The following is a 21,939-nucleotide window of genomic DNA, read 5'->3' as shown; positions in this document are numbered from 1 at the left end:
AAAGGGCTTTTTATTTACAACACTCATTTTATGGTTTTACAACCACTAGAACCTGAATGGCTTCTGGGCTAATCGACAAGCTATCGAGCAAGCTTAAACCTTCCTGTTGCAGTTTTTGCAAACGTTCGATTTCATCTTGACGAATACTTGGATTGAACTGTTTCAAATAGCTTAAACGCTCAATTTCGTACTGCCATTGCTGACCGTAGTTGCTTTTCGCCTGTTGCTGCAACTCAGGTAATACCGTTTTGGCAATATCAAGTGCTTGACGATAACGCGTTTCAATCACGTCACGGCGTGCTTTCACCACTTGGCGACAACTATTGCCATCGAGATGATGCAAATATGGTTTTAGAATCATTGGATCAATTTTAGCCGATAAATCCTGACCAGTTTCACTGAGCAATACGCGGACGAGCTGCTGTGGCAAACTTGCAGGCAAGTTAAGAGCCTTCGGCGCAATTACATCGACCTTAAACCAGACTTCAAGCAAGACAGAACCTTGTTTCAAGGCATTTGACTTCAACAACGCAACATTGGTGCTACCAAACGATTGCGTGTTGATCATCTCCATCATACTTTCAATGAATGGATGCTCAAGGGTCAAATACTGTGCATCTTCACGAATTTGTGCCTGATCACGGTAGAATGTCGCAGTCATGCCTTCTTCATCAAGCGTTAAACCCTGAACCTGCATTTGATCCGTCGGTTTAATGATGACCGTACCATTACTTTGTTCATCAAAATCAATGTTGGTTGACGACATGAAGCGCTTCACAAACATTGGCAAAGTCGTGTTGTCATCGTAGTCTTCAAGTGCCTGCACAATTTCCTGTGCAATTACTGGACGGCAAGAATTGTACTCAAGCAAGCGGTCACGACCAGCTTGTAGCTCGGCTTCTAACGCTTCGCGTTGTACATTAACCTCTTCAAGCAGGTCTTCAAATCGTTGTCCAAGATCAGCCAGCAGACATTCTTTTAGGTCAACAATGAAATTTTCTTGTAGCGTCTGCGCTGTCGGTGAAATGTTGCTAAAGATATTTAAAGCTTCATTGTACCAGCGGAACATGCGCTCCTGCGCTGTCCCTTGCAAATACGGCACATGAATCTGAATGCGGTTTTGCTGACCAATACGGTCTAGACGACCAATACGCTGCTCCAGTACATCTGGGTTTGCAGGCAAGTCAAATAAAATCAGGTCACTGGCAAACTGGAAGTTACGCCCTTCTGAACCAATTTCAGAACATAGTAGAATCTGAGCACCATAGCTTTCTTCAGCAAAATATGCAGCAGCTTGGTCACGCTCCAGCAGGCTCATACCTTCATGGAACATGGCTGTACGTACACCTGCATGCAAACGTAAAGCACTTTCTAATGCTTCAACCACTGGGCCACTACGTGCGATCAATAAGACTTTCTTGTGTTTCAAATCTTTACGCAGGATTTCCATGAGCCAAGCTACACGCGGATCAGTTTCCATCCAAGAACCATCGAGCTGATTCTCCTCTGGCCACATCTGTTCACGTAGTTTGCCATCGACAGACCAGTCAGCAGGTGCAACTAATGGCGCAGGCTGACAGTCACGTCCTGGGAAGCCTTGAATCGCTTCACGGGTATTACGGAACAAAACACGTCCTGTACCATGACGATCCAGCAGTTCATGAATGGCTTGATAGCGTTGCTCAGGCTGATCTTCAATTCGATGTCCAAGCAAGCCTTCAAGCGCAGTTAAATGCTGCTCGGTCAAAGCTTCATCCGACATCAACACTTCGGCAATTTTGGCGGTATGCTGATATTGCTCTTCTTCGTCAAGGAAACGATCTAGGCTGCTAAAACGCTGCGGATCAAGTAAACGCAGACGGGCAAAATGGCTTTCGACACCCAACTGTTCAGGCGTTGCAGTGAGTAGTAATACGCCTGCGGTGTTCTCTGCAAGTTCTTCAACCAGATCATAACGGTCATTGCCGCCTTCTTCTTCACTCCACATCAAGTGGTGTGCTTCATCGACCACAAGCAAGTCAAAGCCTGCTTCAACCGCCTGTTCACGTAGATCATCGTGGTCAATCATCAGATCGACACTGGCAATGATGCATTGCTCAGTTAGGAACGGATTGAGTTCAGGGTCATGCTCTTTAATCGACGCTGTACGCGTCAAATCAAACAATGAGAAATTCAGATTGAAACGGCGACGCATTTCAATCATCCACTGATACTGCAATGAATCAGGCACTAAAATCAAAATACGTTCGGCACGCCCTGTTTTGAGCTGCTGATGAATGATTAAACCCGCTTCAATGGTCTTACCTAGACCAACTTCATCGGCCAGTAAAACACGCGGCGCAAAACGTTTCCCGACTTCATGCGCAATATAAAGCTGATGCGGAATCAATCCTACACGCGCACCGAGTAAACCGCGTAAACGGCTGGTTTGCATACTGGCTTGTAACTGTAAAGCTTCAATACGCAAGTCATACCACGCCTTGATATCGACTTGACTGGCAAGTAAGCGATCAAGGGGTTTAGACAACTGAATCTGCGCGCCAATACGCGTTTCATTTAAGGTTTTACGTTCTTGTTCGCCATTGTCTAAAGTACGTATAGCGTTATAGCGAATCACGCCAAAGCGTTCTTCAAATGATTCAACCAACCACAGGTTACCTTCCTGATCGTAGATCTCATCATTGATATTAAAAATAATTCGAGATAAAGGTGCATTGCTACGTGCATATACTCGTGTTTCGTCACTTTTTGGAAATAAAATGCTGAGGGAACGCTCATCTACATCTATGACAACGCCCAAACCAAGTTCCGTTTCAGTATCAGATAACCAACGTTGACCAATAGCAAACTGTTGCAATTTTTTCACCTTTATTTCAAGTTTGCACTAAAAGCACACTCTGGCTTTTAGCTTCAATCTAAATATTTTCGCACAAAGCATAACAAAACGTCAGGTTATGCTGATGATTTTTTAAAATGGTACGGCACATTCAAAGTTTAACAATTCATCTGTTTTGGGATGATGAAAACTGAGCTGCTGTGCGTGTAGACACAAGCGATCAGTCAATTGCTGTTGTTGCTCTGTTGCATACAGGGTATCTCCGACTATCGGATGTCCCAAGTATTGCATATGTACCCGAAGTTGATGTGAACGCCCAGTAATTGGGGTTAATTTGACACGTGTCACCACTTGACCTGCCAGTTCAAACTGCTCTAACGCCTGCCAATGCGTCAGTGCTGGCTTGGAATGTTGTGGATCAACAATATGAAGTGGTGGTCGATCTGGATCATACACTACAGGAATATCAATAGTACCTTCACCTGAAAGCGAACCTGCGACCAAAGCCTGATAGGTTTTAGTGGTGTGGCGCTCCTGAAACTGGCGTGAAATTCGGTTTTGCCCTAAGCGGGATAAACCAAAGACCAAAATGCCAGAGGTGTCACGATCAAGACGATGAATCAGTAAAGTTTTCGGTTCTATCGCAAGTAAACGTGTCAGCACGCTATCTTGTAAGGCTTCGCCTTTACCTGGAACACTGAGTAAACCTGCGGGTTTATGGATGACCATAAAATCTTCATCTCGATGAATCAGATGATCGGTTAAAAAATTACTCAAAATTTAATCCCAAGCTGACCACGAAAACAAGCGGGCAATAATAAAAAGCTTACGCCTGAAATACAAGAGACAATCTGCAACAAAAGCATAAATTCCTGTTATTTCATCCGAAAGCATCACCAAATAAAAAACGGAATCTCGTGATTCCGTTTTTTGAGCAATGATTTATGCCTGTTTCATCTCGGTAAACACTTCTTTTGCTGCCGCGATGGTATAAGCAATATCCTCATCACTATGTGCAGATGAGATAAAACCAGCTTCAAATGCAGACGGTGCAAAATGAATCCCGCGATCCAACATACCGTGGAAGAACTGTTTAAAGGCATTTACATCACACTTCAAGATATCATCGAAGCTGGTGATTTCAGTTTGATCGGTAAAGTACAAACCAAACATGCCGCCAATTTGTTCAGTTTTAAGTGCAATACCCGTTTCTTCAGCCACTTGCTGAAAACCAGCCAATAATTTCGCCAGTTTTGCAGATAAATCAGTGTAGAAATTTTCTTGACGCAAATGTTTGAACATTTCAATACCCGCACGCATCGCGAGCGGATTACCTGACAATGTCCCTGCCTGATACACGCCACCAAGTGGTGCGATGCATTCCATAATTTCGCGCTTACCGCCAAATGCACCCACAGGCAAACCTGCACCAATAATTTTCCCTAGCGTAGTTAAATCTGGTTTAACGTTATAAACCGATTGCGCTCCACCTAGCGCTACACGGAAACCTGTCATCACTTCATCAATGATAAAGACAGATTTGTGCTCATCACACATTTCGCGAATGGTTTCCAAGAACCCTGCAACTGGTTTCACCAAATTCATGTTACCTGCAACAGGTTCTACAATCACCCCTGCAATTTCACCGCCAAATTTCGCAAAACAGGCTTTCACTGCTTCAATGTCATTGTATGGCAAAGTAATTGTATGTTTAGCAAAATCAGCAGGTACGCCCTTAGAGGTTGGCTCACCCAAAGTCAGCATGCCTGAACCTGCTTTTACCAACAGTGAATCTGAGTGCCCATGATAGCAACCTTCAAATTTCACGATTTTGTCACGCCCCGTATAGCCACGTGCCAAACGGATCGCTGACATGGTCGCTTCTGTGCCCGAGTTGGTCATACGCACCATTTCAATCGACGGCATGATTTCGCAGATCACATCTGCCAACGTGGTTTCATGTACAGTTGGTGCACCAAAGCTTAAACCGTCTTGTGCTGCATCTTGAACTGCCTTCACAATACTTGGATGTGAATGACCTAAAATCATTGGCCCCCATGAACCAATGTAGTCGACATAGCGTTTACCATCGACATCCCATAAATATGCGCCTTGCGCTTTTTCAATAAAAACAGGCGTTCCACCAACACCATTAAATGCACGCACTGGTGAATTGACACCACCTGGAATATGTTTGCTGGCTTGCTTAAAAAGTTGCTGTTGTTTTGCAGAAAGGCTCATAGCATTACTCAAATAGACTGAATGATTTAGGAATGATTAAAATAAATTCGCCCATGCATTCACACGTGCAGGAATTTCAGCGACTGGTCGCGCTAATATATCACTAATAACCGCGCATAGGTCTGCACCAGAATCGACCACGACCTGAGAATTTTCAACGCTTAAACCACCAATCGCGCAGATCGGCACATTTTTAAACTGCAAGGATGCTTGCTTTAAAGTCTCCAGACCGATATTGCCCGCTTCAGGTTTGGTCGATGTGGCATAAATCGCACCAAATGCCACGTAAGTTGCGCCTTGGGCAATAGCGAGTTCAGCCAGTTCAAGTGAATTGGCACAAGTCCGACCAATAATTGCACCTTCAGCGAGTTGAGCTTTGGCATCGGTAATTTCACCGTCTGTTTGCCCCAGATGCACACCCAAGCCAAATTGTGCAGCAAGGCTTAAATCATCATTGATCACAAAAGGCGTTTGGTATTTTTCACAAAGCTGCTTGATCTGCTCAACCTCAACAGGCTGATCGCTTCTAGCAACTTTTTTACGGCGATATTGCAAAATTGCCACCTGTCCTGTCGCCAGCGCAGCGTCTAATTTTTCAAGTAATATTTCTAAAGGGTCATCATTAGTAATGAGATATAAACCACGCATATAAACTCTAAATATCAAGCGAATTTGAGTTTAGTGTAACGCTCACATCTCTTAAGTTCAAACTTCCAATAAAAAACCGAGAAGTTAACTTCTCGGTTTATTGTCTAAATCATATTAGATTTTAGAAACGGTAACCAACACCAAGGTAAGTCACGATTGGATTGATTTCGATTTTACTGCGACCTGTAACCAATGTAGCCCCTGTTACATTATTAGCGACATCAAGTTTGGCATTAGTACTTAGATGAACATAGCTCACAGAAGCTGTTGCAAACCAGTTTTTCGTAATATTGTAATCTGCACCAATAAAAGCAACAGGAGCTACAGCATCATCAATTTTTACGTTACGGATACTTATACCTTTTGACGCAGTATCAGAAACTACTGCAGAGTCTAATTTAAAGTTACTAAAGTGCGCATACATAAGACCTGCACCAACATATGGGCGCAATTTATTGTTTACTGCACCAAAAGTATATTTACCTGTTACAACTGGGCTATAAACTTTAACGTCGCCCACTTTACTAAATTTATCTAGATTTAACGCCCCACCTAATAATTGTCCTTTACCTTTAATATCAAAGGTTGGTGGCACGCCTACAATTAACCCCAAACTAACATTATCATCTACTAAATAATCAAATTTAAACTCAGCAGTATCAGAATCTTTCAATTCAAAACCAGCAGAGGGTGTAAATGGTAAATATGGGCCTGTGCTCCCCACTTGAGTAGACACGCCTTGTTTAGTCCCTTGCGGCATAATATGTGCCCAGCCTGCAGAAACAGCCAAGACCTTGCCCTCTGAAGTCTCAGCATGCGTTGCAAAGCTGACTGCAAATAAAGCAGCTGGAATGAGTGCTTTAGTCAATTTTTTCATAAATTAAGATTCCATCATCATGGTTAAACAGCGATCACGAGGCTTCCAAGCCTTCATCATTTGTTTTTAATATTAGAATAATTACTTTAAATAGCAATACGATAAAGTCAATATTTATTTTCCAATAAATCTAAAAATCATTTTAATTTAAAAAAAACATATATTATCAATTACTTATAAAAGAATACTCATCAGTCGCGATTCTTTTAAATGTTTATCTTTTAAACCCTTAAAAAACCATGTAAGTACTTAAAAAATATATAAAATTAAAATTAGTCTTATGATTTAAGGATAAGCTTATTACAAACGAGTTGAAAGAAGCATAAAAAAATTAGTGCAAATCTGATTTTTTAAATGTTCAACTGAAGCATCTCGGTCTATAGTGACATTATCTTCAAAAGAACTCATAGGGCTTAGCTCATGCATGAAATTGAATTAAAACTACAAATTCCTGAGCAGAAACGTGCTGCAATCGTTAAGGCTTTTGACACAAAAACCACTCAGCATATTGAGTTACATGCGCGTTATTTTGACACTGCTGACTCAAAACTAGCAGCAAAGCAGATTGCAATCCGAATTCGTAAAGAAGGAATTTTTTGGGTTCAGACCCTCAAAGGCGCAGGTGAAAATCCTTTAAAGCGTTACGAACATGAAGTGAACTTAGGAGAATCAACTCTAGCTCCGGAACTAGATCTCAGTGTTTATAAAGAAGAACCACAGGCATTGAAATTACTCAAAAATGCCTTGGGTGATGATTTTAATGGATTAATTTTAAAATTTGAAACGATTGTGCAACGTGCTTATCGTGTTGTGCAATTTAACAATTCCAAGATTGAAATTTGCCTTGACCGAGGCGTTGTACAAAATGTTGACGAACAACGTGAAATTTATGAAGTTGAGTTTGAACTCAAGCAAGGACAAATTTCCGACCTGATTCAGCTTACACAACAATGGGTTAAGAAGTATCACATTTGGCTCGATGTTCGCAGTAAAGCTGAACGTGGCAATTTATTGGCTCAAAAACTACAAGTCAGCCCAGCAACGGTTGCTTCACCTACAAAATATGACAAGAAAGCTCAGCCAGATTTTATTTTAAAACAGCTGATTGCAGCTGCATTACGTCATGCTTTACCTAACTTTGCTGCAATTGCAGATCAGATTGCTGAACCGGCTCATTATTATCAGGCTTATTTGGCACTGCGCCAACTCGCCAGCAGCTTGCAATTATTTCAGGATTTTGCTCCAGCCGCGCTGATTCAACATGTTACACAGTTACAGCACTTATTAAAGACCACTCATCAAGCATATTTGGCAACAACACTTTACCCTGCAATATTGTTACATGCTGAACATGCCGAGACTGCCGATTTAGAATTACATCATGCCAATCATGTATTTACGCAAACGGGTTGTACATTATTGATCTTGGAACTACTGGCATTCAGCTTAAACGATGCTGATGCTGAGCCACCTCGCAAAATCAAAAGCAGCATTAAAAAACAATTTAAACAGCAGATTGAACAATTTACTGCGGATTTTGCAAACTTTGCACAACTCGATGTCGCTGAAAAATGTCAAGTCTTGAGCCATATCCAGTGTTGGGGTGATGCTCTGGCGCTCTGTACACCATTTACCATCAAAAAACACTTGGCACTTTATGTAGAACTACAGCCTGAACTCAATGAAAGTCTAGATATCTGGGTTGCTCAGCAACATGCTTATAAATATCTGGTTTCAGCAGAGCAGCAATATTTTGTGTTAGGTTGGCTCGCCAATCAAATTCCTTCACAACAGGCACATTTAGAAATAACCATCAAAAAACTGTTAAAAAAACTAGACGTTTAAAACCACATATTTGAGTAACAGGCTATGCTGTTTAAATTTGAACAGCATAGCTTTTTTGTTTAACGATACTTCCCAAATACTTTCCAGACACCATTATCGGCAAGCGGGTCGCTATAGCTATCACTGCGCTGCTTACGTGGCTTTTCCCGCGCATCAAGCACTTTAAAATGCTTTCCCCCACCCAGAACAATGCCATTGTTGTAAAAACGCGTGCGGGTATATTCACTTTGCCCATGCTGAAAAACATAAGTTCTCAAATCAATAAATTCGCGGTGTGCAACCAAAGCTGCGGTGTCATCACTTTCCAGCCATGTTTTCATTGCCAGCATCTGTTCAGGGTCAAACTGCCCACATTTTTCTACCAGACTAAGTATGCCCCGAAAAGTTTTGGACTCTTTAGCGCGAGTTTTATTAATTCGAATTCGGTCTACATGAAAGAAAAATAACGGTAAATTTAGATGGCTTGGCAAATGAATCGCATCAATCACTTCATCTTGTAAAAATGGTTGGCACAACTGCTGTGCCCGTTCAGTTAACTCACGCCATTGGCTAAAATAATGCTCTGCTTCGGCTTGCGATGCATAATAAATCGGTAAACCTTCGACATGTTCCAGATGTTCAGGCGGCCAGATTTGCTGACGCAGAAGTTGAATATCTTGTTTTAGATTTTGTATCGCAATTGAATCTTGCATACATTCGGCTCATCATGCTTAGGCTATTTAAAGATTAAGCCAACTGTTTAGTTTCTGCAAGGCTTTGCCTATAATAGGGGCTGTCATTTTTGTGTTGGAACTTCCCTATGACCCAAAAAATTCAAGCGACGGATATTACTGAAGAAGAAGCACAGAATGCGGTCTTTTTCGAGCGTACCGATGAATTTATCAAACTGGCAAACGATTTTTGTCGCCCTGAAAAAGGTCAAAAGCCTAAACCTGCCGAGTTACGCGGACAAGTAAGCGCAGCGATGCTTTTTGCAACTGCTCGTTTTAATACATGGGTTGCTGCCAACAATTTTAAAGATGGCAATGAAATGCGTGATGCCAAAGATCAAGTTATGTCTTACTTGATGCAGCAGTTTCAAATGATGCTTGATGACAATTATGATGAGTATTGTGAGCAGTTTGAGAATTATCTACGTTTTCGTAAAAATGAAGATTTTCATGCACATAAACATGATCATGAACACGATCACTAATTACCCCTGTTTGAAACTCAAAAAAAGAGCTTGAATTCAAGCTCTTTTTTTATCGAAATATACCGCTTTTTTTATTTGCTCAATGCCGCTACTTTTAAGTCAGTTTGTTACTGACCATATTGATCCGCCATGACTTCAACATAATGATCAGGCTGGATATATTTTTTAATCACGCTATCAACATCAGCTTTTCTGAGCTGTGCAATCGCCTGATCACGCTGTTCACGACTCAGCATGATTTTACCACGTTCAAGCTGACTGTTAAGCATTTGATGAATAATTCGGCTATCCTCAAGGCTAGTGACACGCTGTTTTAAAATATTGGCTTTTGCCGCAGCAAGCTCCTGTGGCGTAATGCCGTTTTGAATCAAGTCCTGCAATACGTGATGCACAGCTTGCGAGGTTTGTGCCGCTTTATTTGCCGTGTAATTTGCCTGAATGGTCAGAACACCTACCGAATCATGTAAATCCAGATTTAAATCACTCGAAAAACCATAAACTAAATGATTTTTTTCGCGCAGTGCTTGCCCTAAACGCGATGAAAGCTGCGAGTCGCCTAAAATATAACTCAAGACTTGCAAAGCAGGCGCATCAGCATCGTCTATTCCCACAGGCAATACCAGTAAACCCTGATAATTGCCAAATTCACGCTGCTCTGCTAACGCATGAACTTGGGTTGCAGGATAACTTTTGTATTTAGATGATAAGCGCTGATAGCTTTGTTTCGATGACCATGTCGCAAACTGGCGGGTAATCAAGTCATGCATTTGCTGAGTATTGAATTCTCCTGTCATTGCCAATTCAGCATGGTTAAACCCCATAAACTGCCGATACAGTTGTTGAACCTGAGGCTGCGTTACGGCTTGAAGTTGTTGTTTAACCTGCTCAGGCTCAAAGTGGTAACGCAAATCACCTGCCGAATACTGTTCCACTAATCGAGACATGGTTAAAGCCGCTACAGTTTCAGGTTCAGTATAAGGTCTGTTCAGGCTAGCCAGACTTTGCGACTTGATCAGATCAAACTGGCTTTGCTCAAAACTCGGGTGCTGCATAATGCCAACAATATATTGAAAATAATCGGCAAAGTGCTGTTTATTGGCTTGAATCTGAATCAGCATTCCATTGTCTTGACTTACTGCAGTTGCCTGCCCATCGGCAGCAATCGATTGATCCATCACCTGCTGTAAAGTTTGCTGATCTGAACCACGCAACAACAAATAAGCGGTTAAATCCAGTATTTGCCCTTTGTTCCATAAAGATTTTTCTGTACCAAAGTTCAGACTAATAGTGGCATAGACTTTGTTGTCATGCGTAGGCACTGAAAATAAGGCATAGCGCAAACCATTCTTGAGCTTGCCACGCTGAATCTGCTGTTCAGTGGTTTGTAAGTGCTGTTTGGAGCGTGTCAGATAATCCTGGATTTCTTGTTGATACTGCTGGATATTTTTAACAGGTTCTGGGTCAGCACTTTGAGCGGTCTGCAACGGTTTTTTCGGTTGTGATGGCTGAAGCTGCATCGCTTTTTTTTGTGAATCAGGTGTTGGCTGGATATCACCAGAAATACGATGTTGAGGTTGAAAAAATGTATTCAAGCTCTGATTGACCTGTTGAGTTGACAGATTTTGAACTGCCTGCACATCATTAAAATATTGTTCCCAATGTCCATGTGAAGACACCGCATAGTCGCTCAGACGATTACCCAGCGCGACTGCATTGGTTGCAATACTGTCAGCCTGATTTTTAAATACACTTTTAACGCGGTTCAAATCAGCATCATTAAAATGTGCTGGAGTTTCAATATTCTGTGCCAAGTTTTTGGAAATTTGTTGAGCATCTTGGGTTGGCGCATACATCGCTCCCATAAATACCACATTAAAATCCTGATCAAGCCATGTGGTCGATTGTACTGTCGTGGTCATACCTGTTTCTACCATGGCTTTATACAATTGCCCGCTCGGTTGCAAGGTATACAAATATGGCGCGACAGCAAGCACAGGTTGAATTTTCAAATCGCGACTATTCAGATACATATTGACTTTAGCCAGATCACTGCCCTTTTGTACGCTCAACTGACGCTGCTGAATTTTACTGGCATCCAGTAAAGGTACTTTAGCCATGGCAGGTACAGCATGTGCCTGAATTTTGCCAAAGTTTTGCTCAATATGCTGCAATACCTGTGCCTGATCAAACTTACCTGTAACTACCATCACCGCATTATTGGGAGCGTACCATTTACGATAAAATTGATTGAGCTCCTTCATCTGAATCGACTTCAGCTCATTCAGATCACCAATCGGCAAACGCCCCAAATCACGATTGCCATAAGCTGCTTTAAACATCTGATCCATTAACACTGCAAAAGGCTGATCAAGACGTAACTCACGTTCACGACGTACAGTTTCAATTTCTGAAGGTACAAATTTTTGCTGTAAAACCAGTTTATCCATACGCTGTGCTTCAAGATAAAGCACTTGATCAATCGCTTTTTGGTCAGGGCGAATAATATTGGTATATTTGGTTGAATAGTAATCCGTACTGGCATTGGTGGCTAAGGTGTACTGATCGAGTCTGCGCTGAAATTCTTCACCTTGCACATCTTGTGTACCTTTAAATGCCAGATGTTCCAACAAATGTGCTAACCCGCCCTTACCCTGTGGGTCGTTCAAAGAACCTGTCAAATAAACGGTGTTCATAAACACCTTATTTTCACTATTATTTGGGGCCAGGATTATCCGTAAGCCATTATCTAGTTGGTACTCATTAATCTGATGCTGACTTCTCACCAAAACAGTCTGGGCAAATGTTGCCGTGCTCACCCCAATCAAACACAAGGACCAAGTTAGTTGTTTCAGGCGTATTAACATAAAAAATTGTCCAATCAGGTGAAATGCTGCAACTCAAACCCGTTATAGTAGAAAATGTTCAAAAAGAATTATAGTGAAGTTTTGCAAAATCAAAATCTTATTATTTTTTATGGATAAAAATAAAAAGCCTGCAATCTGCAAGCTTTTCATTGAAATTAATTAATTTAGTTCTCAGTCGACATAAGTTCCGTACGTTGCTGACTTTGTACACGCAACCACTGATGCCAGCCATACGCCGCCATGACCACAAATGCGGCATATAAGCCTGCAGTTAGATACAAGTCCTTGTAAATAAACATACCCACATAAATAATGTCAACAACCACCCACAGTACCCATGTTGCAATATGTTTACGGCTCGTCCAGTAAGTGGCTAGCAAACTAAACGCTGCAAGTTGTGCATCCAGCATTGGAACTGCCGCATTGGTAAAATTTTTCAAGATCAGGCCAAAAGCCAGACCCGCGATTGCCGAGACAATCAGTTGTAAAATAATTTTAGAAAAAGCTAATGGCTCAATTTTAATATCATGATCGACTTGCTTACTTTTCATCCAGACATAGAAGCCATACAAATTCATCACAGAAAAGAAAATTTGCAGAATGACTTCCCCATAAAGCTGGTAGGTAAAGAACAAATAGCCATATAAAATATAAGCAAGCATATTAAACGGCCAACACCACATATTGCGAAGAATCGTTAATCCAACGCCAATCAAGCTAATAATGACCGAAAAAATTTCTAGATTTGACATAAACAAACATCACTATACAGCCGAGTTTCGCCAACAAAAGTCTGGGCTAAAACAACAGACACAAAACTCAAGATTTCATGGCCCATTTCGCCAACTTGTTGCTGATTTTAACTGCCAAACTATCGACGTATTCACTATAAAATGCAGAAGCCACTAAAATACTGCTCAGGCAAGTCAGCACGGCTAACAGTACAGAAAGATCATAGTTGAATCCCATACCCATCAACCAATTAAATGCAGGGATACAGACCAAATAAATCAGCATCATGTGTAATAAGTAAATCGAGAACGATAATTTACCTAAATAAACTAATGGCTTTTTATCAAATATATCGGACAGTTGAGTACACAGTAAAATGCTATAAACAATTAAAATACCTGAAAAGAAATTACTATAGTCGTAGGTTCTCCAACCTAAGATTTTATATAACCAGTGATAAGCATGACTGCTATTATGTGCACCTGCAAAGTATAGCCCTGCAACAAACATTGACCATGCAAAAACAGGCTTAATTTGCCTGCCATACAAGTACATATAAGCGCCAATCACAAAACTCAACAAACCTAAAAAAAAGCGCTCATCATCCCATAAGCCAAGCAGTGGCAAAAATATTGAGCCAATATGAAACAGCAGTTTTTTATAATGATAGAGCAACAATAAAACAAACAAGAGAATTGAACCAAATAGCTCAATTTGCATGGTCCACAAAACCCAGTTAGTACTACTTTCAGCAAACAAAAATGCGCCTATACTGCCTTCATAAACTGCTTGTTTCAGGCTGACTTGCTGTGTTGCATAGGCTTGTAACCAATCATTAACTAGATCACTGTTTATACTGGTATAACTGAGTGCTAACCAAGCCAAAATACAAGAAAAAAATGCAGGAATTGCCAATCGTGGATAACGCTTGATCGCCATTTCAGTGACTTTTCGGGGAACATCGTCATGTCTTAAAATGGCATAACTTAATACAAAACCACTTAATACAAAAAAGACAAAAACCGCAGCAGTACCCGAATACCAGAAAGCAAATGGCGAGTGGTGCATAAAATAGTCCCACTGACCATGCGCTCGATCATCTGGACTAAAGTGATGTAGGTATGGGTAAAAGCTTAAGGAGAGGTGTGAAAACACCACAGCCAAACATGCCAAACCACGAATACTTTCCGCTGCATTTAATTTTGCCATAGTGGGAGCAATCAAGAATTTTTTAAACGTGCCAAGCATAGGACTGAATCCACGCTCATGCAAGAATAAATAGAAAAAAGCCCCTGATTTAGGGGCTTCATATCACGATTTAAATATTTTATTCTACGCGAATAATTTGACCTTGTTCATTATGATGTACCACGGTCACTTTTTGCTGACGACCTTGTACAATTTCTTGCTCAGGCAAATCAAAATGACGTGCATAATCATTGGTCGATTTCACTTTGGCGTGTTTCACACTATGTGCAGGGATTAACTTACACCATAAGCACAAAATCGCAGCACAGGTCAGCAAAGTGATCATATCCATTTGCAAACCAAACCAGAAAGCATTAAACAAGCGATGGAATCCATACGGCTTGTTATAACTCATAAGGGTAAACAACACTAGCATTGGACGCCAAAGCAAGAACCACGCACCCCACAGGATTGCAGTTGAGGTTGTAGACATATAGCGTCTATGCCAAGGTAACTGTGCACGCAAGTCAATAATTAACGAATTTGTACTCATGAGAATCTATATACACCTAAGTTATCGACGATTTTAGCGAATACCGCGATCCGGGCTTACCCAGCGCGCACGTTTGCCATCCCCTCTTATTAATACTTTTGGAAAGGCAATAATGCTAGCAGTCACGGTGATTAGCCAAAATACGAATGGATACCAAATCATCCAGTAATAATTTTTCAGTAGACCTGGTTCATAACGGCTATCCATCCATTTACTAATCATGAATTGGAACAAGCAGGTCGCACCTAACAAAATACCTGTACCGTATGGGAGAAATGGTGAGCTCATGACAGGTAAGAAATGATTAGGAACGATGAGATCCACTAACCAAATACAAGCTACCAATAACATTAAATATGACCATACTAATGTTAGTAGTAATTCTATCATGAGTGGCCATAAAAAGTTCAAACCAGGTCGAAATATTACATCAAAATTTTTGATTAGAACTTGTGCGCCACCCATCGCCCAGCGCAAACGCTGCTTGTACAAACCTTTTAAGGTTTCAGGCATCAATATCCAAACCAATGCATTAGGTTCAAACTCTACATCCCAACCAGCACGTTGCAATTTCCAAGTAATGTCAATATCTTCAGTGAGCATATTGGGAGACCAATAGCCAACTTCATGTACTGCGCTTTTACGAAAAGCAGTAATTACACCAGAAACCGTAAATAAGCGTCCGAATACCCGCTGGGCACGTTTGATCATGCCAACAATGGATGAAAACTCACCCACCTGAATCCGTCCAAGCAATGTTGAACGGGTACGGATACGAGGATTACCTGTTACGGCTGCAATTTTTTCATCAGCAAGGAAATGACGAATCATCCACTTTGCCGCATGTGGGTCAAGCAAGGCATCGCCATCAATTCCGATCAGGAATTCAGCGTCAGTCATTAAACTGCCTGCCTGAAGCCCCATGGCTTTGCCCTGATTTTGCGCCAAATGCACCACGCGTAATTTATCAAATTTTTCCGCCAGTCGATCTAGCACTTCGCCCGTATTGTCCGAACTACCATCGTTAATCGCAATCACTTCAAAGTCTGGATAATCCAGTTTTAGTGCATGGCTGATAGTTTCTTCAGCATTTTCACCTTCATTAAAACAAGGAACAAGAACTGCTACCTTTGGATATGAAGGCAAATCCTTTGGCTGATTGTACGCAGGCTCTTTGCGCTCTTTCATATAGAACACAATCGCGCCGATCATCCACAAATAGGACATAAATAACGGGTAATAAAACACGAACTCTAAGGCAGATCGCCAAAAGTGCTGTAACGCAGACATAATGCTCAAACTCCTACGGCACTATGCGATCTGGTTTAGAATCAAAAGCCTTACGCATAATATCGACATCAGGATGTTGCTTGACTGGATCATCTGGGTAATACGCAATATGCAAAGCACCTTGTTTATACAAAGACTTAATCGTATCGCCTAACTCTTCTGACGGTACAGGTTCATTGGTACGCCAATTTTCTGCTTGTAGTTCAAATACTGTTTTGTGTAGACCGTTTGGATAGGATTTAACATGATTCACAATATCTTGATAGAACTTATCTTTATCTGGTGCCTGTTCCATGTATGGCATTGCCATAATGGCAGTAAAGTCATAGCGTTTTAAAGATTGCTCTAATGACTGTGCATACCAGTTTTCAGCATACGGATTCAATGCCACTTGTGCATATAAATTACGGGCAGTCACTAAAAATGGTTGATACTGGCGAACTTCACCTGCCAACTGCAAAGCAAAGTTGTCAATATAGTTGGTTTTGAATTTCGTCCATTTTTCCATTTCAGCATCATTATTTCGCATTTCTTCCAAATCAGTTGGAAGACCTGCTTTTGCGTATGCCTTCAATGCATATGGACTCGCATCTTCATAATCTGACAACGTCGTATCATCATGGAACAGGATACCGTTGAAAGTTGAAGACTTCGCCAAATCCTGATACAAGCCTTCAATCACATGACGTGCTGGGGCAGAGAATGGGCTTAAACGGATATAACCCATGTTCAGGTGATCACTGGTTTTAGGCTGCTGTGTTACCACCAAGTCTTGAGATACAGGGTTAGATTTTGGCAATTCCCATGCTAAAAGTGGCATCCACGCATATAAACGAGTTACCTGAGTACGGCTTTGGATTTGCCAAGATACACGGTTAAATAGGTCAGCACGCACTGGAAGATAACGGTTCGGGAAATACACCATATCGGCTGAACCATTAGCATCAGGATCAGAGAATGCTTGCAAATACACAGTCGTAATGTGCATTTTTTGAATACGGTCAAGTAAATCGCCTAAGTTACGTTCTTGCTGCTCAGGATCTGGATCATAGATATAATCCAAGTCAACATGCATGATTTTTTGTGGGCGATAATTATCACCCAAGTTTTTATCACGTATAGTGATCTCTTTTGACAAACCGTCTAAGGTCATGTCATGTTCAACCAAAATACGGTTGATTGCACCCAATGACTTTTTCAAATATACAGGACCATCGTCAAGACTAACGGTAATCGGCATACCCAGTCCTTTTGCGATACGAACTGTTTCTAGGTTATAACGTCCATACGGCCAAACCATAACACGCGGTGACGGAATCCCGTGCGCCTTGATCAAATCATTATTTTTCTTTAAATCATCATAAATACGTTTAGCATATGCACCATCACCCTCATAAGTTTTAGTTTTTGTGTCATATAAGCGTGTAGTCGCAGCAGGTTCAGAGTTACCTTGCGGGTTACCTAAGATACCGTGGTGTAAATCGTAACTGTGGCTTGCAATTTCAACATAGCCACTTTTGCTCATTTCTTTAAGCTGTGGCCAAGTCACAATTTTGCTACGAGGAATTTTATCATCACCAAAATTCACCATCTCACCCGCTTTTGGCTCTAACCACGAACCAACAACAGCCAAAACGATAGGAATTTTGTTCGCTTTTACAAATGGATAAACATTGGTATAAAAATTTTCATATCCATCATCGACTGTTAATAAAACAGGTTTTTCTGGTAATACAGTTTTGCCTTGATGGGCTTTTAATAACTGATCAACGCTAATAAAGTGAAAACCACTTTTCTGTAACCAACGAACTTGTTCTTCAAAGCGTGCTGTACTAACCGAATACATCGGGATCAACGCTTCTTTATCATCGGTAACTTCATGGTAACCAATCACTGTAAGCGTTGTTGGATTAATTTTTGGCTTCTTTGCGGAAACGGCTTGAGTCATACCCACGGCTGCCATACCAACGCACGTTGCAAGCACTGAACTTAAAAAGCGATTAAACATAATATGCCTGTTTTATAAATCGTGATGTAACCAATCTGACATTACACTTCAAACACTCAAGTCGTGAAAACAATCTTTTATATTGCATGACTATTCAGATTAGTAATTACAATATATTTTCAAAAAGTAAACTGAAAACTAGCTTAAAAGCTTGGTTCTTTCCATGCCACTGATTTAGATATTTCCATCCCAAGAACTGTGTTTAGCTAACCGATAAAATAACTTAGAATTATACATTAAATTCAAACAAAATCAAAAACTTGGTGAAAATTTACGTGATTTTTTTGAATATTAAAACACAAGAAATCATAAAGATCCGTGTCTTACACTTACATGATACTGCATATTTTTACAATTTAGTACATCTTCGAGGCTAAATAGTAATAAGCAAACATGTCAATTCTTTGACAATGATCATTCAGCTTAGCTTAAGAACTGAATGACCATCACCTCAAGTCGTTTATTGGTCTCGGGTTTTAACATCAAACAATTCAATTTCAAAAATCAGGTTAGAATTAGCAGGAATGACTTTACCCATTTTGCGTTCACCATAAGCCAAATGTGCAGGCACTTTCAATTTTCGCTTACCGCCCACACGCATTCCCATAATACCCTGATCCCAACCCTTAATTACTCGACCCGTACCAATCACACATTCAAAATACTGACCACGATCAATTGAGGAATCAAATTTTGTTCCATCTTCTAACCAGCCTGTATAATGCGTGGTAATGAGCGCACCTTTCACAGCTTCTTTACCTTCACCGACTTTTAGATCAATAATTTCCAACTCTTGCATGACTATTCAGACTCTAAATAAAAGAAACTTATTTTACGGGCTTCTTAACAACAAACCGATGGCTAGTTTTTTATTTTTAGTAAAAAATAAGATCCCCGCATTTTCACTCCAAGTGCAATAAAAAAAGACCGCCGCGTTAGACACTGGCAGTCTTTTTTACACAAACAGGATTATTCGCCCTGTTTAGCACTTTCTTTATAAATACTACAAGAAGGGTGATGATTTTCATGTAAACGTAATTTTTTACGCTGTTCGGCAGCTTCAAAACGGCAACGCTTCCACTCGTTGTCTAATTTTAATGGAGGAACTGCTTGAGGTTGACCATGTTCATCAACCGCGACCATGGTAAAGAAGCAGCTATTGGTATGACGCATACTACGGCTACGAATATTTTGAGCTTCAACGCGAATCCCAATTTCCATAGAAGTACGACCTACATGGTTAACACTTGCAAGGAATGTTACCAGCTCACCTACATAAATCGGTTCTTTAAAAGTTACCTTATCGACAGATAAAGTCACGACATAGCTACCTGAATAGCGGCTTGCACATGCATACGCCACTTGGTCAAGTAATTTTAAGATGGCTCCACCATGTACATTCCCTGAGAAATTTGCCATATCAGGTGTCATAAGAACCGTCATGGTTAATTCAGATTGGTCATCCGCTGACTGTAGAACTTGATCTAAAGGTGACATTAAAACACTCTTCGACTAAAGAATAATTGACAGTTAACAATTATAGCTGATTTTTTCATAATTATTGTTCTGATTATTTATCAGTATTTCAGATAGAAACGCTCAAGATTATACAGCGTATCTTATCAAGATGCGCTGTGTTTTTAATATTTTTTAAAATCAATGCCTTAATCTTAACCAGTTAAGACCGAGCAGCCACAAGTAGTTGCTCTTCTTTATCATGAATGACTTGCTGAATGTCCTCAAGCTTAGCCTGAGTGGCATAAACTCCAGCTAAACGGGTGCGGTCTCGTTCGGTAACATCAAAAATATGGGCTTTTTCTCGTAAATCAGGTTGAATGATCACATCGGCATGACTCAGTTCAACACGAGATAGCTGTTGCTGCATAATATTAATATTTTGGTTAAATAGCCCCCACATATTGGTTGTTTCGGTATATTGTGGTTGTGCCAAAATATCCACGGCAATCACAATATCCGCACCAAGCTGACGGGCAACATCAACAGGAACAGGACTGACCAGTCCGCCGTCAACATATTCCTTATTTTGAATTTTGGTTGGAATGAACATGCTTGGAATAGACGAAGATGCACGTACAGCTTGCCCTGTATTACCATAATTAAAGACGACTTTTTTACCTTCTTTGAGTTCTGTTGCAACAACAAACAGAGGAATTCTCATCTTTTCCAAAGGTAGATTTCCAATCTGATCATTAATAAAGTCTTCAACTTTACTGCCATCTAAAAAGCCATTTTTGCGCAAGGTAATTTCACGAACATCCTGCACTTTCATATTTAAGGCAATATCTTTGATTTGTTCAGGAGACTTCCCACTAGCGTACAGTGCGCCCACTATGCTGCCAGCACTGGTTCCGACAATAAAATCAGGATGAATCCCATGTTCTTCAAGCACCTGTATTGCACCGATATGCGCATAGCCTCGTGCTCCGCCACTCCCCAGCACCAATGCAACAATTGGACGATGCTGCTGTTGTTTGATCTGCTCAAAGTTAATCAGATTTGGGCGTGATTGAGCCTCTTCATCTACAATAGCCGTAGTGGCAACCATAGGTAAAGTTGCGGTTTGAGTCTCATGGTGAGGAATGCTTTGACATCCAACCAAAGCCCCCAAACAAGTCACAGTCACAATCCAGTGTTTCATAGGCAGCATCTTTGAAATGACAATCAAAAAAGGAAATCCACGGCATTCTACTGCGAAAGAATAATTCAATCTGAATCGTTTCTTTGCAGTATTGTTTCAATATAATTAATCGTTGCATTTTGCAAAAAAACAACTGAGCATCTATGACAATTCTTCTAACAATATGTTTTCGAATTATTTTATTTTTTATTGGCAGCGTTTTTCTGGCTGACAGCCTCTATTTATTGTTACAAGGCAAAATTCATATTGGGATTATATTGCCCTTCTTGATGGGAATCGGGTTTGTCTTTATTGCTTTGGCATGGCAGTTTATACACGGCTATTTGGCACAGCATCCTGCGCTGCAATCTACATACTTTATTCTTTGGGGATTATTTGTTATCTGGCTGATTTCTTTTGCAGTTTTCATTTACCAGCTCAAAATCCATATGCAAGCTCAAACACAAATTACATCACCTGTACGAGCGATTATTGTGTTGGGTAGTGGCGTGATTCAGGGGCAGCCTAGCCCAACATTGGCACTGCGCCTTGACCGTGCAGCAGCGCTTGCCAAGCAACAGCCTCAAGCATGGCTTGTACTGTCAGGTGGATTAGATTTTGCAGAAACAGTGACGGAAGCACAGGTCATGGCAAACTATTTACAGCAAAAATATGGACTACCTAGACAGCACATGTTGCTAGAAGATCGAAGCACCAGTACTGAACTTAATTTTAAAAACAGTACCGTTTTATTGGCACAGCATCAGGTAACAAAAGATATGCCGATTGCGATTGTCACCAGTGACTTTCATACCATCCGTGCGCAAGCAATTGCATGCAAACAACACTACACTCACAGCATGATGTTTGCAGCACAAACACCATTAGAAACACGTTATAACGCATGGCTTCGAGAGTATTTTGCCTTTATTAGTGGCAAGATCTTGCAGGAATATTAAGGTTGTTTCTTTTTTCATGAACCACTTCAACCAAGATAAATCACAATAAAAAATGAACGGTTTAA

General features: G+C 40.7%; 18 protein-coding genes. 3 read left to right on the top strand and 15 right to left on the bottom strand.

Annotated elements, in window-relative coordinates; translation table 11 throughout:
* Positions 1-28: 28 nt before the first annotated feature.
* The 5 genes from rapA to F975_RS05485 form a co-directional block, all read right to left on the bottom strand.
* Positions 29-2,866, bottom strand: coding sequence for an RNA polymerase-associated protein RapA (gene rapA / locus F975_RS05505; protein WP_034425781.1), 2,838 nt, complete (start codon positions 2,864-2,866; stop codon positions 29-31).
* 102 nt (positions 2,867-2,968) lie between these two features.
* Complete coding sequence (locus F975_RS05500) at positions 2,969-3,613, bottom strand: RluA family pseudouridine synthase (RefSeq protein WP_034425779.1); 645 nt, start codon at positions 3,611-3,613, stop codon at positions 2,969-2,971.
* Positions 3,614-3,778: 165 nt separating this feature from the next.
* Positions 3,779-5,077, bottom strand: a complete 1,299-nt coding sequence (gene hemL / locus F975_RS05495; protein ID WP_004751167.1) for a glutamate-1-semialdehyde 2,1-aminomutase — start codon at positions 5,075-5,077, stop codon at positions 3,779-3,781.
* A 36-nt stretch (positions 5,078-5,113) separates the two neighbouring features.
* On the bottom strand, positions 5,114-5,725 hold the full coding sequence (thiE, locus tag F975_RS05490; protein WP_004751164.1) for a thiamine phosphate synthase: 612 nt from the start codon (positions 5,723-5,725) through the stop codon (positions 5,114-5,116).
* 121 nt (positions 5,726-5,846) lie between these two features.
* Entirely contained in the window at positions 5,847-6,602 is a 756-nt protein-coding gene (locus tag F975_RS05485; RefSeq protein ID WP_004751163.1) for an OmpW/AlkL family protein, read from the bottom strand.
* Between the two features lie 420 nt (positions 6,603-7,022).
* On the opposite strand from F975_RS05485, the gene F975_RS05480 reads away from it, so the two are divergent.
* Entirely contained in the window at positions 7,023-8,447 is a 1,425-nt protein-coding gene (locus F975_RS05480) for a CYTH domain-containing protein (RefSeq protein WP_004751161.1), read from the top strand.
* A gap of 59 nt (positions 8,448-8,506) precedes the next feature.
* Here F975_RS05480 and F975_RS05475 read toward each other — a convergent pair whose 3' ends face one another.
* Positions 8,507-9,139, bottom strand: coding sequence for a hypothetical protein (locus tag F975_RS05475; RefSeq protein ID WP_004751158.1), 633 nt, complete (start codon positions 9,137-9,139; stop codon positions 8,507-8,509).
* A 107-nt stretch (positions 9,140-9,246) separates the two neighbouring features.
* Between F975_RS05475 and F975_RS05470 the strand changes: the two genes are divergently transcribed.
* The gene (locus F975_RS05470) at positions 9,247-9,642 is read left to right on the top strand and encodes a DUF3144 domain-containing protein (protein ID WP_004751157.1); all 396 of its coding nucleotides are present in this window, start codon (positions 9,247-9,249) and stop codon (positions 9,640-9,642) included.
* Between the two features lie 107 nt (positions 9,643-9,749).
* Here F975_RS05470 and F975_RS05465 read toward each other — a convergent pair whose 3' ends face one another.
* From F975_RS05465 to F975_RS05425, 9 genes are all read right to left on the bottom strand, one after another.
* A complete protein-coding gene (locus F975_RS05465; protein ID WP_004751155.1) occupies positions 9,750-12,506 on the bottom strand; it encodes a M16 family metallopeptidase in 2,757 nt (918 codons plus the stop codon).
* A 164-nt stretch (positions 12,507-12,670) separates the two neighbouring features.
* Positions 12,671-13,258 (bottom strand): nicotinamide riboside transporter PnuC, encoded by a 588-nt coding sequence (gene pnuC / locus F975_RS05460; RefSeq protein ID WP_004751153.1) that lies wholly within the window; start codon positions 13,256-13,258, stop codon positions 12,671-12,673.
* 67 nt (positions 13,259-13,325) lie between these two features.
* A complete protein-coding gene (locus F975_RS05455) occupies positions 13,326-14,486 on the bottom strand; it encodes an acyltransferase family protein (protein WP_004751152.1) in 1,161 nt (386 codons plus the stop codon).
* A gap of 79 nt (positions 14,487-14,565) precedes the next feature.
* Positions 14,566-14,979, bottom strand: coding sequence for a poly-beta-1,6-N-acetyl-D-glucosamine biosynthesis protein PgaD (gene pgaD / locus F975_RS05450; protein WP_004751149.1), 414 nt, complete (start codon positions 14,977-14,979; stop codon positions 14,566-14,568).
* Between the two features lie 33 nt (positions 14,980-15,012).
* A complete protein-coding gene (pgaC, locus tag F975_RS05445) occupies positions 15,013-16,269 on the bottom strand; it encodes a poly-beta-1,6-N-acetyl-D-glucosamine synthase (protein ID WP_004751147.1) in 1,257 nt (418 codons plus the stop codon).
* Positions 16,270-16,282: 13 nt separating this feature from the next.
* Positions 16,283-18,277: a poly-beta-1,6-N-acetyl-D-glucosamine N-deacetylase PgaB gene (gene pgaB, locus F975_RS05440; RefSeq protein WP_004751145.1), complete on the bottom strand. Its 1,995-nt coding sequence runs from the start codon at positions 18,275-18,277 to the stop codon at positions 16,283-16,285.
* A gap of 460 nt (positions 18,278-18,737) precedes the next feature.
* Positions 18,738-19,076, bottom strand: coding sequence for an FKBP-type peptidyl-prolyl cis-trans isomerase (locus F975_RS05435; RefSeq protein ID WP_004751143.1), 339 nt, complete (start codon positions 19,074-19,076; stop codon positions 18,738-18,740).
* 170 nt (positions 19,077-19,246) lie between these two features.
* Positions 19,247-19,774, bottom strand: coding sequence for an acyl-CoA thioesterase (locus F975_RS05430; protein WP_004751141.1), 528 nt, complete (start codon positions 19,772-19,774; stop codon positions 19,247-19,249).
* Between the two features lie 181 nt (positions 19,775-19,955).
* A complete protein-coding gene (locus tag F975_RS05425; protein ID WP_051064816.1) occupies positions 19,956-20,945 on the bottom strand; it encodes a patatin-like phospholipase family protein in 990 nt (329 codons plus the stop codon).
* Positions 20,946-21,079: 134 nt separating this feature from the next.
* Here F975_RS05425 and F975_RS05420 point away from each other — a divergent pair, with 134 nt between their 5' ends.
* Positions 21,080-21,874, top strand: a complete 795-nt coding sequence (locus tag F975_RS05420; protein ID WP_004751137.1) for a YdcF family protein — start codon at positions 21,080-21,082, stop codon at positions 21,872-21,874.
* Positions 21,875-21,939: the final 65 nt, after the last annotated feature.

The sequence above is a fragment of the Acinetobacter brisouisimilis genome (assembly GCF_000368265.1).
Lineage (GTDB): Bacteria > Pseudomonadota > Gammaproteobacteria > Pseudomonadales > Moraxellaceae > Acinetobacter.
Note: the sequence above shows the minus strand (reverse complement) of the source record. Positions and strands in the feature narration are given on the sequence as shown.

What these genes read in the sequence shown, in the direction of transcription:
- F975_RS05470 (WP_004751157.1), top strand. Translation starts at nt 9,247, where the DNA reads ATGACCCAAAAAATTCAAGCGACGGATATTACTGAAGAAGAAGCACAG.
- F975_RS05435 (WP_004751143.1), bottom strand. Translation starts at nt 19,076, where the DNA reads ATGCAAGAGTTGGAAATTATTGATCTAAAAGTCGGTGAAGGTAAAGAA.
- F975_RS05475 (WP_004751158.1), bottom strand. Translation starts at nt 9,139, where the DNA reads ATGCAAGATTCAATTGCGATACAAAATCTAAAACAAGATATTCAACTT.
- hemL (WP_004751167.1), bottom strand. Translation starts at nt 5,077, where the DNA reads ATGAGCCTTTCTGCAAAACAACAGCAACTTTTTAAGCAAGCCAGCAAA.
- pgaB (WP_004751145.1), bottom strand. Translation starts at nt 18,277, where the DNA reads ATGTTTAATCGCTTTTTAAGTTCAGTGCTTGCAACGTGCGTTGGTATG.
- F975_RS05455 (WP_004751152.1), bottom strand. Translation starts at nt 14,486, where the DNA reads ATGCTTGGCACGTTTAAAAAATTCTTGATTGCTCCCACTATGGCAAAA.
- F975_RS05480 (WP_004751161.1), top strand. Translation starts at nt 7,023, where the DNA reads ATGCATGAAATTGAATTAAAACTACAAATTCCTGAGCAGAAACGTGCT.
- F975_RS05425 (WP_051064816.1), bottom strand. Translation starts at nt 20,945, where the DNA reads ATGCTGCCTATGAAACACTGGATTGTGACTGTGACTTGTTTGGGGGCT.
- pnuC (WP_004751153.1), bottom strand. Translation starts at nt 13,258, where the DNA reads ATGTCAAATCTAGAAATTTTTTCGGTCATTATTAGCTTGATTGGCGTT.
- pgaD (WP_004751149.1), bottom strand. Translation starts at nt 14,979, where the DNA reads ATGAGTACAAATTCGTTAATTATTGACTTGCGTGCACAGTTACCTTGG.
- pgaC (WP_004751147.1), bottom strand. Translation starts at nt 16,269, where the DNA reads ATGTCTGCGTTACAGCACTTTTGGCGATCTGCCTTAGAGTTCGTGTTT.
- thiE (WP_004751164.1), bottom strand. Translation starts at nt 5,725, where the DNA reads ATGCGTGGTTTATATCTCATTACTAATGATGACCCTTTAGAAATATTA.
- F975_RS05420 (WP_004751137.1), top strand. Translation starts at nt 21,080, where the DNA reads ATGACAATTCTTCTAACAATATGTTTTCGAATTATTTTATTTTTTATT.
- F975_RS05430 (WP_004751141.1), bottom strand. Translation starts at nt 19,774, where the DNA reads ATGTCACCTTTAGATCAAGTTCTACAGTCAGCGGATGACCAATCTGAA.
- F975_RS05485 (WP_004751163.1), bottom strand. Translation starts at nt 6,602, where the DNA reads ATGAAAAAATTGACTAAAGCACTCATTCCAGCTGCTTTATTTGCAGTC.
- F975_RS05465 (WP_004751155.1), bottom strand. Translation starts at nt 12,506, where the DNA reads ATGTTAATACGCCTGAAACAACTAACTTGGTCCTTGTGTTTGATTGGG.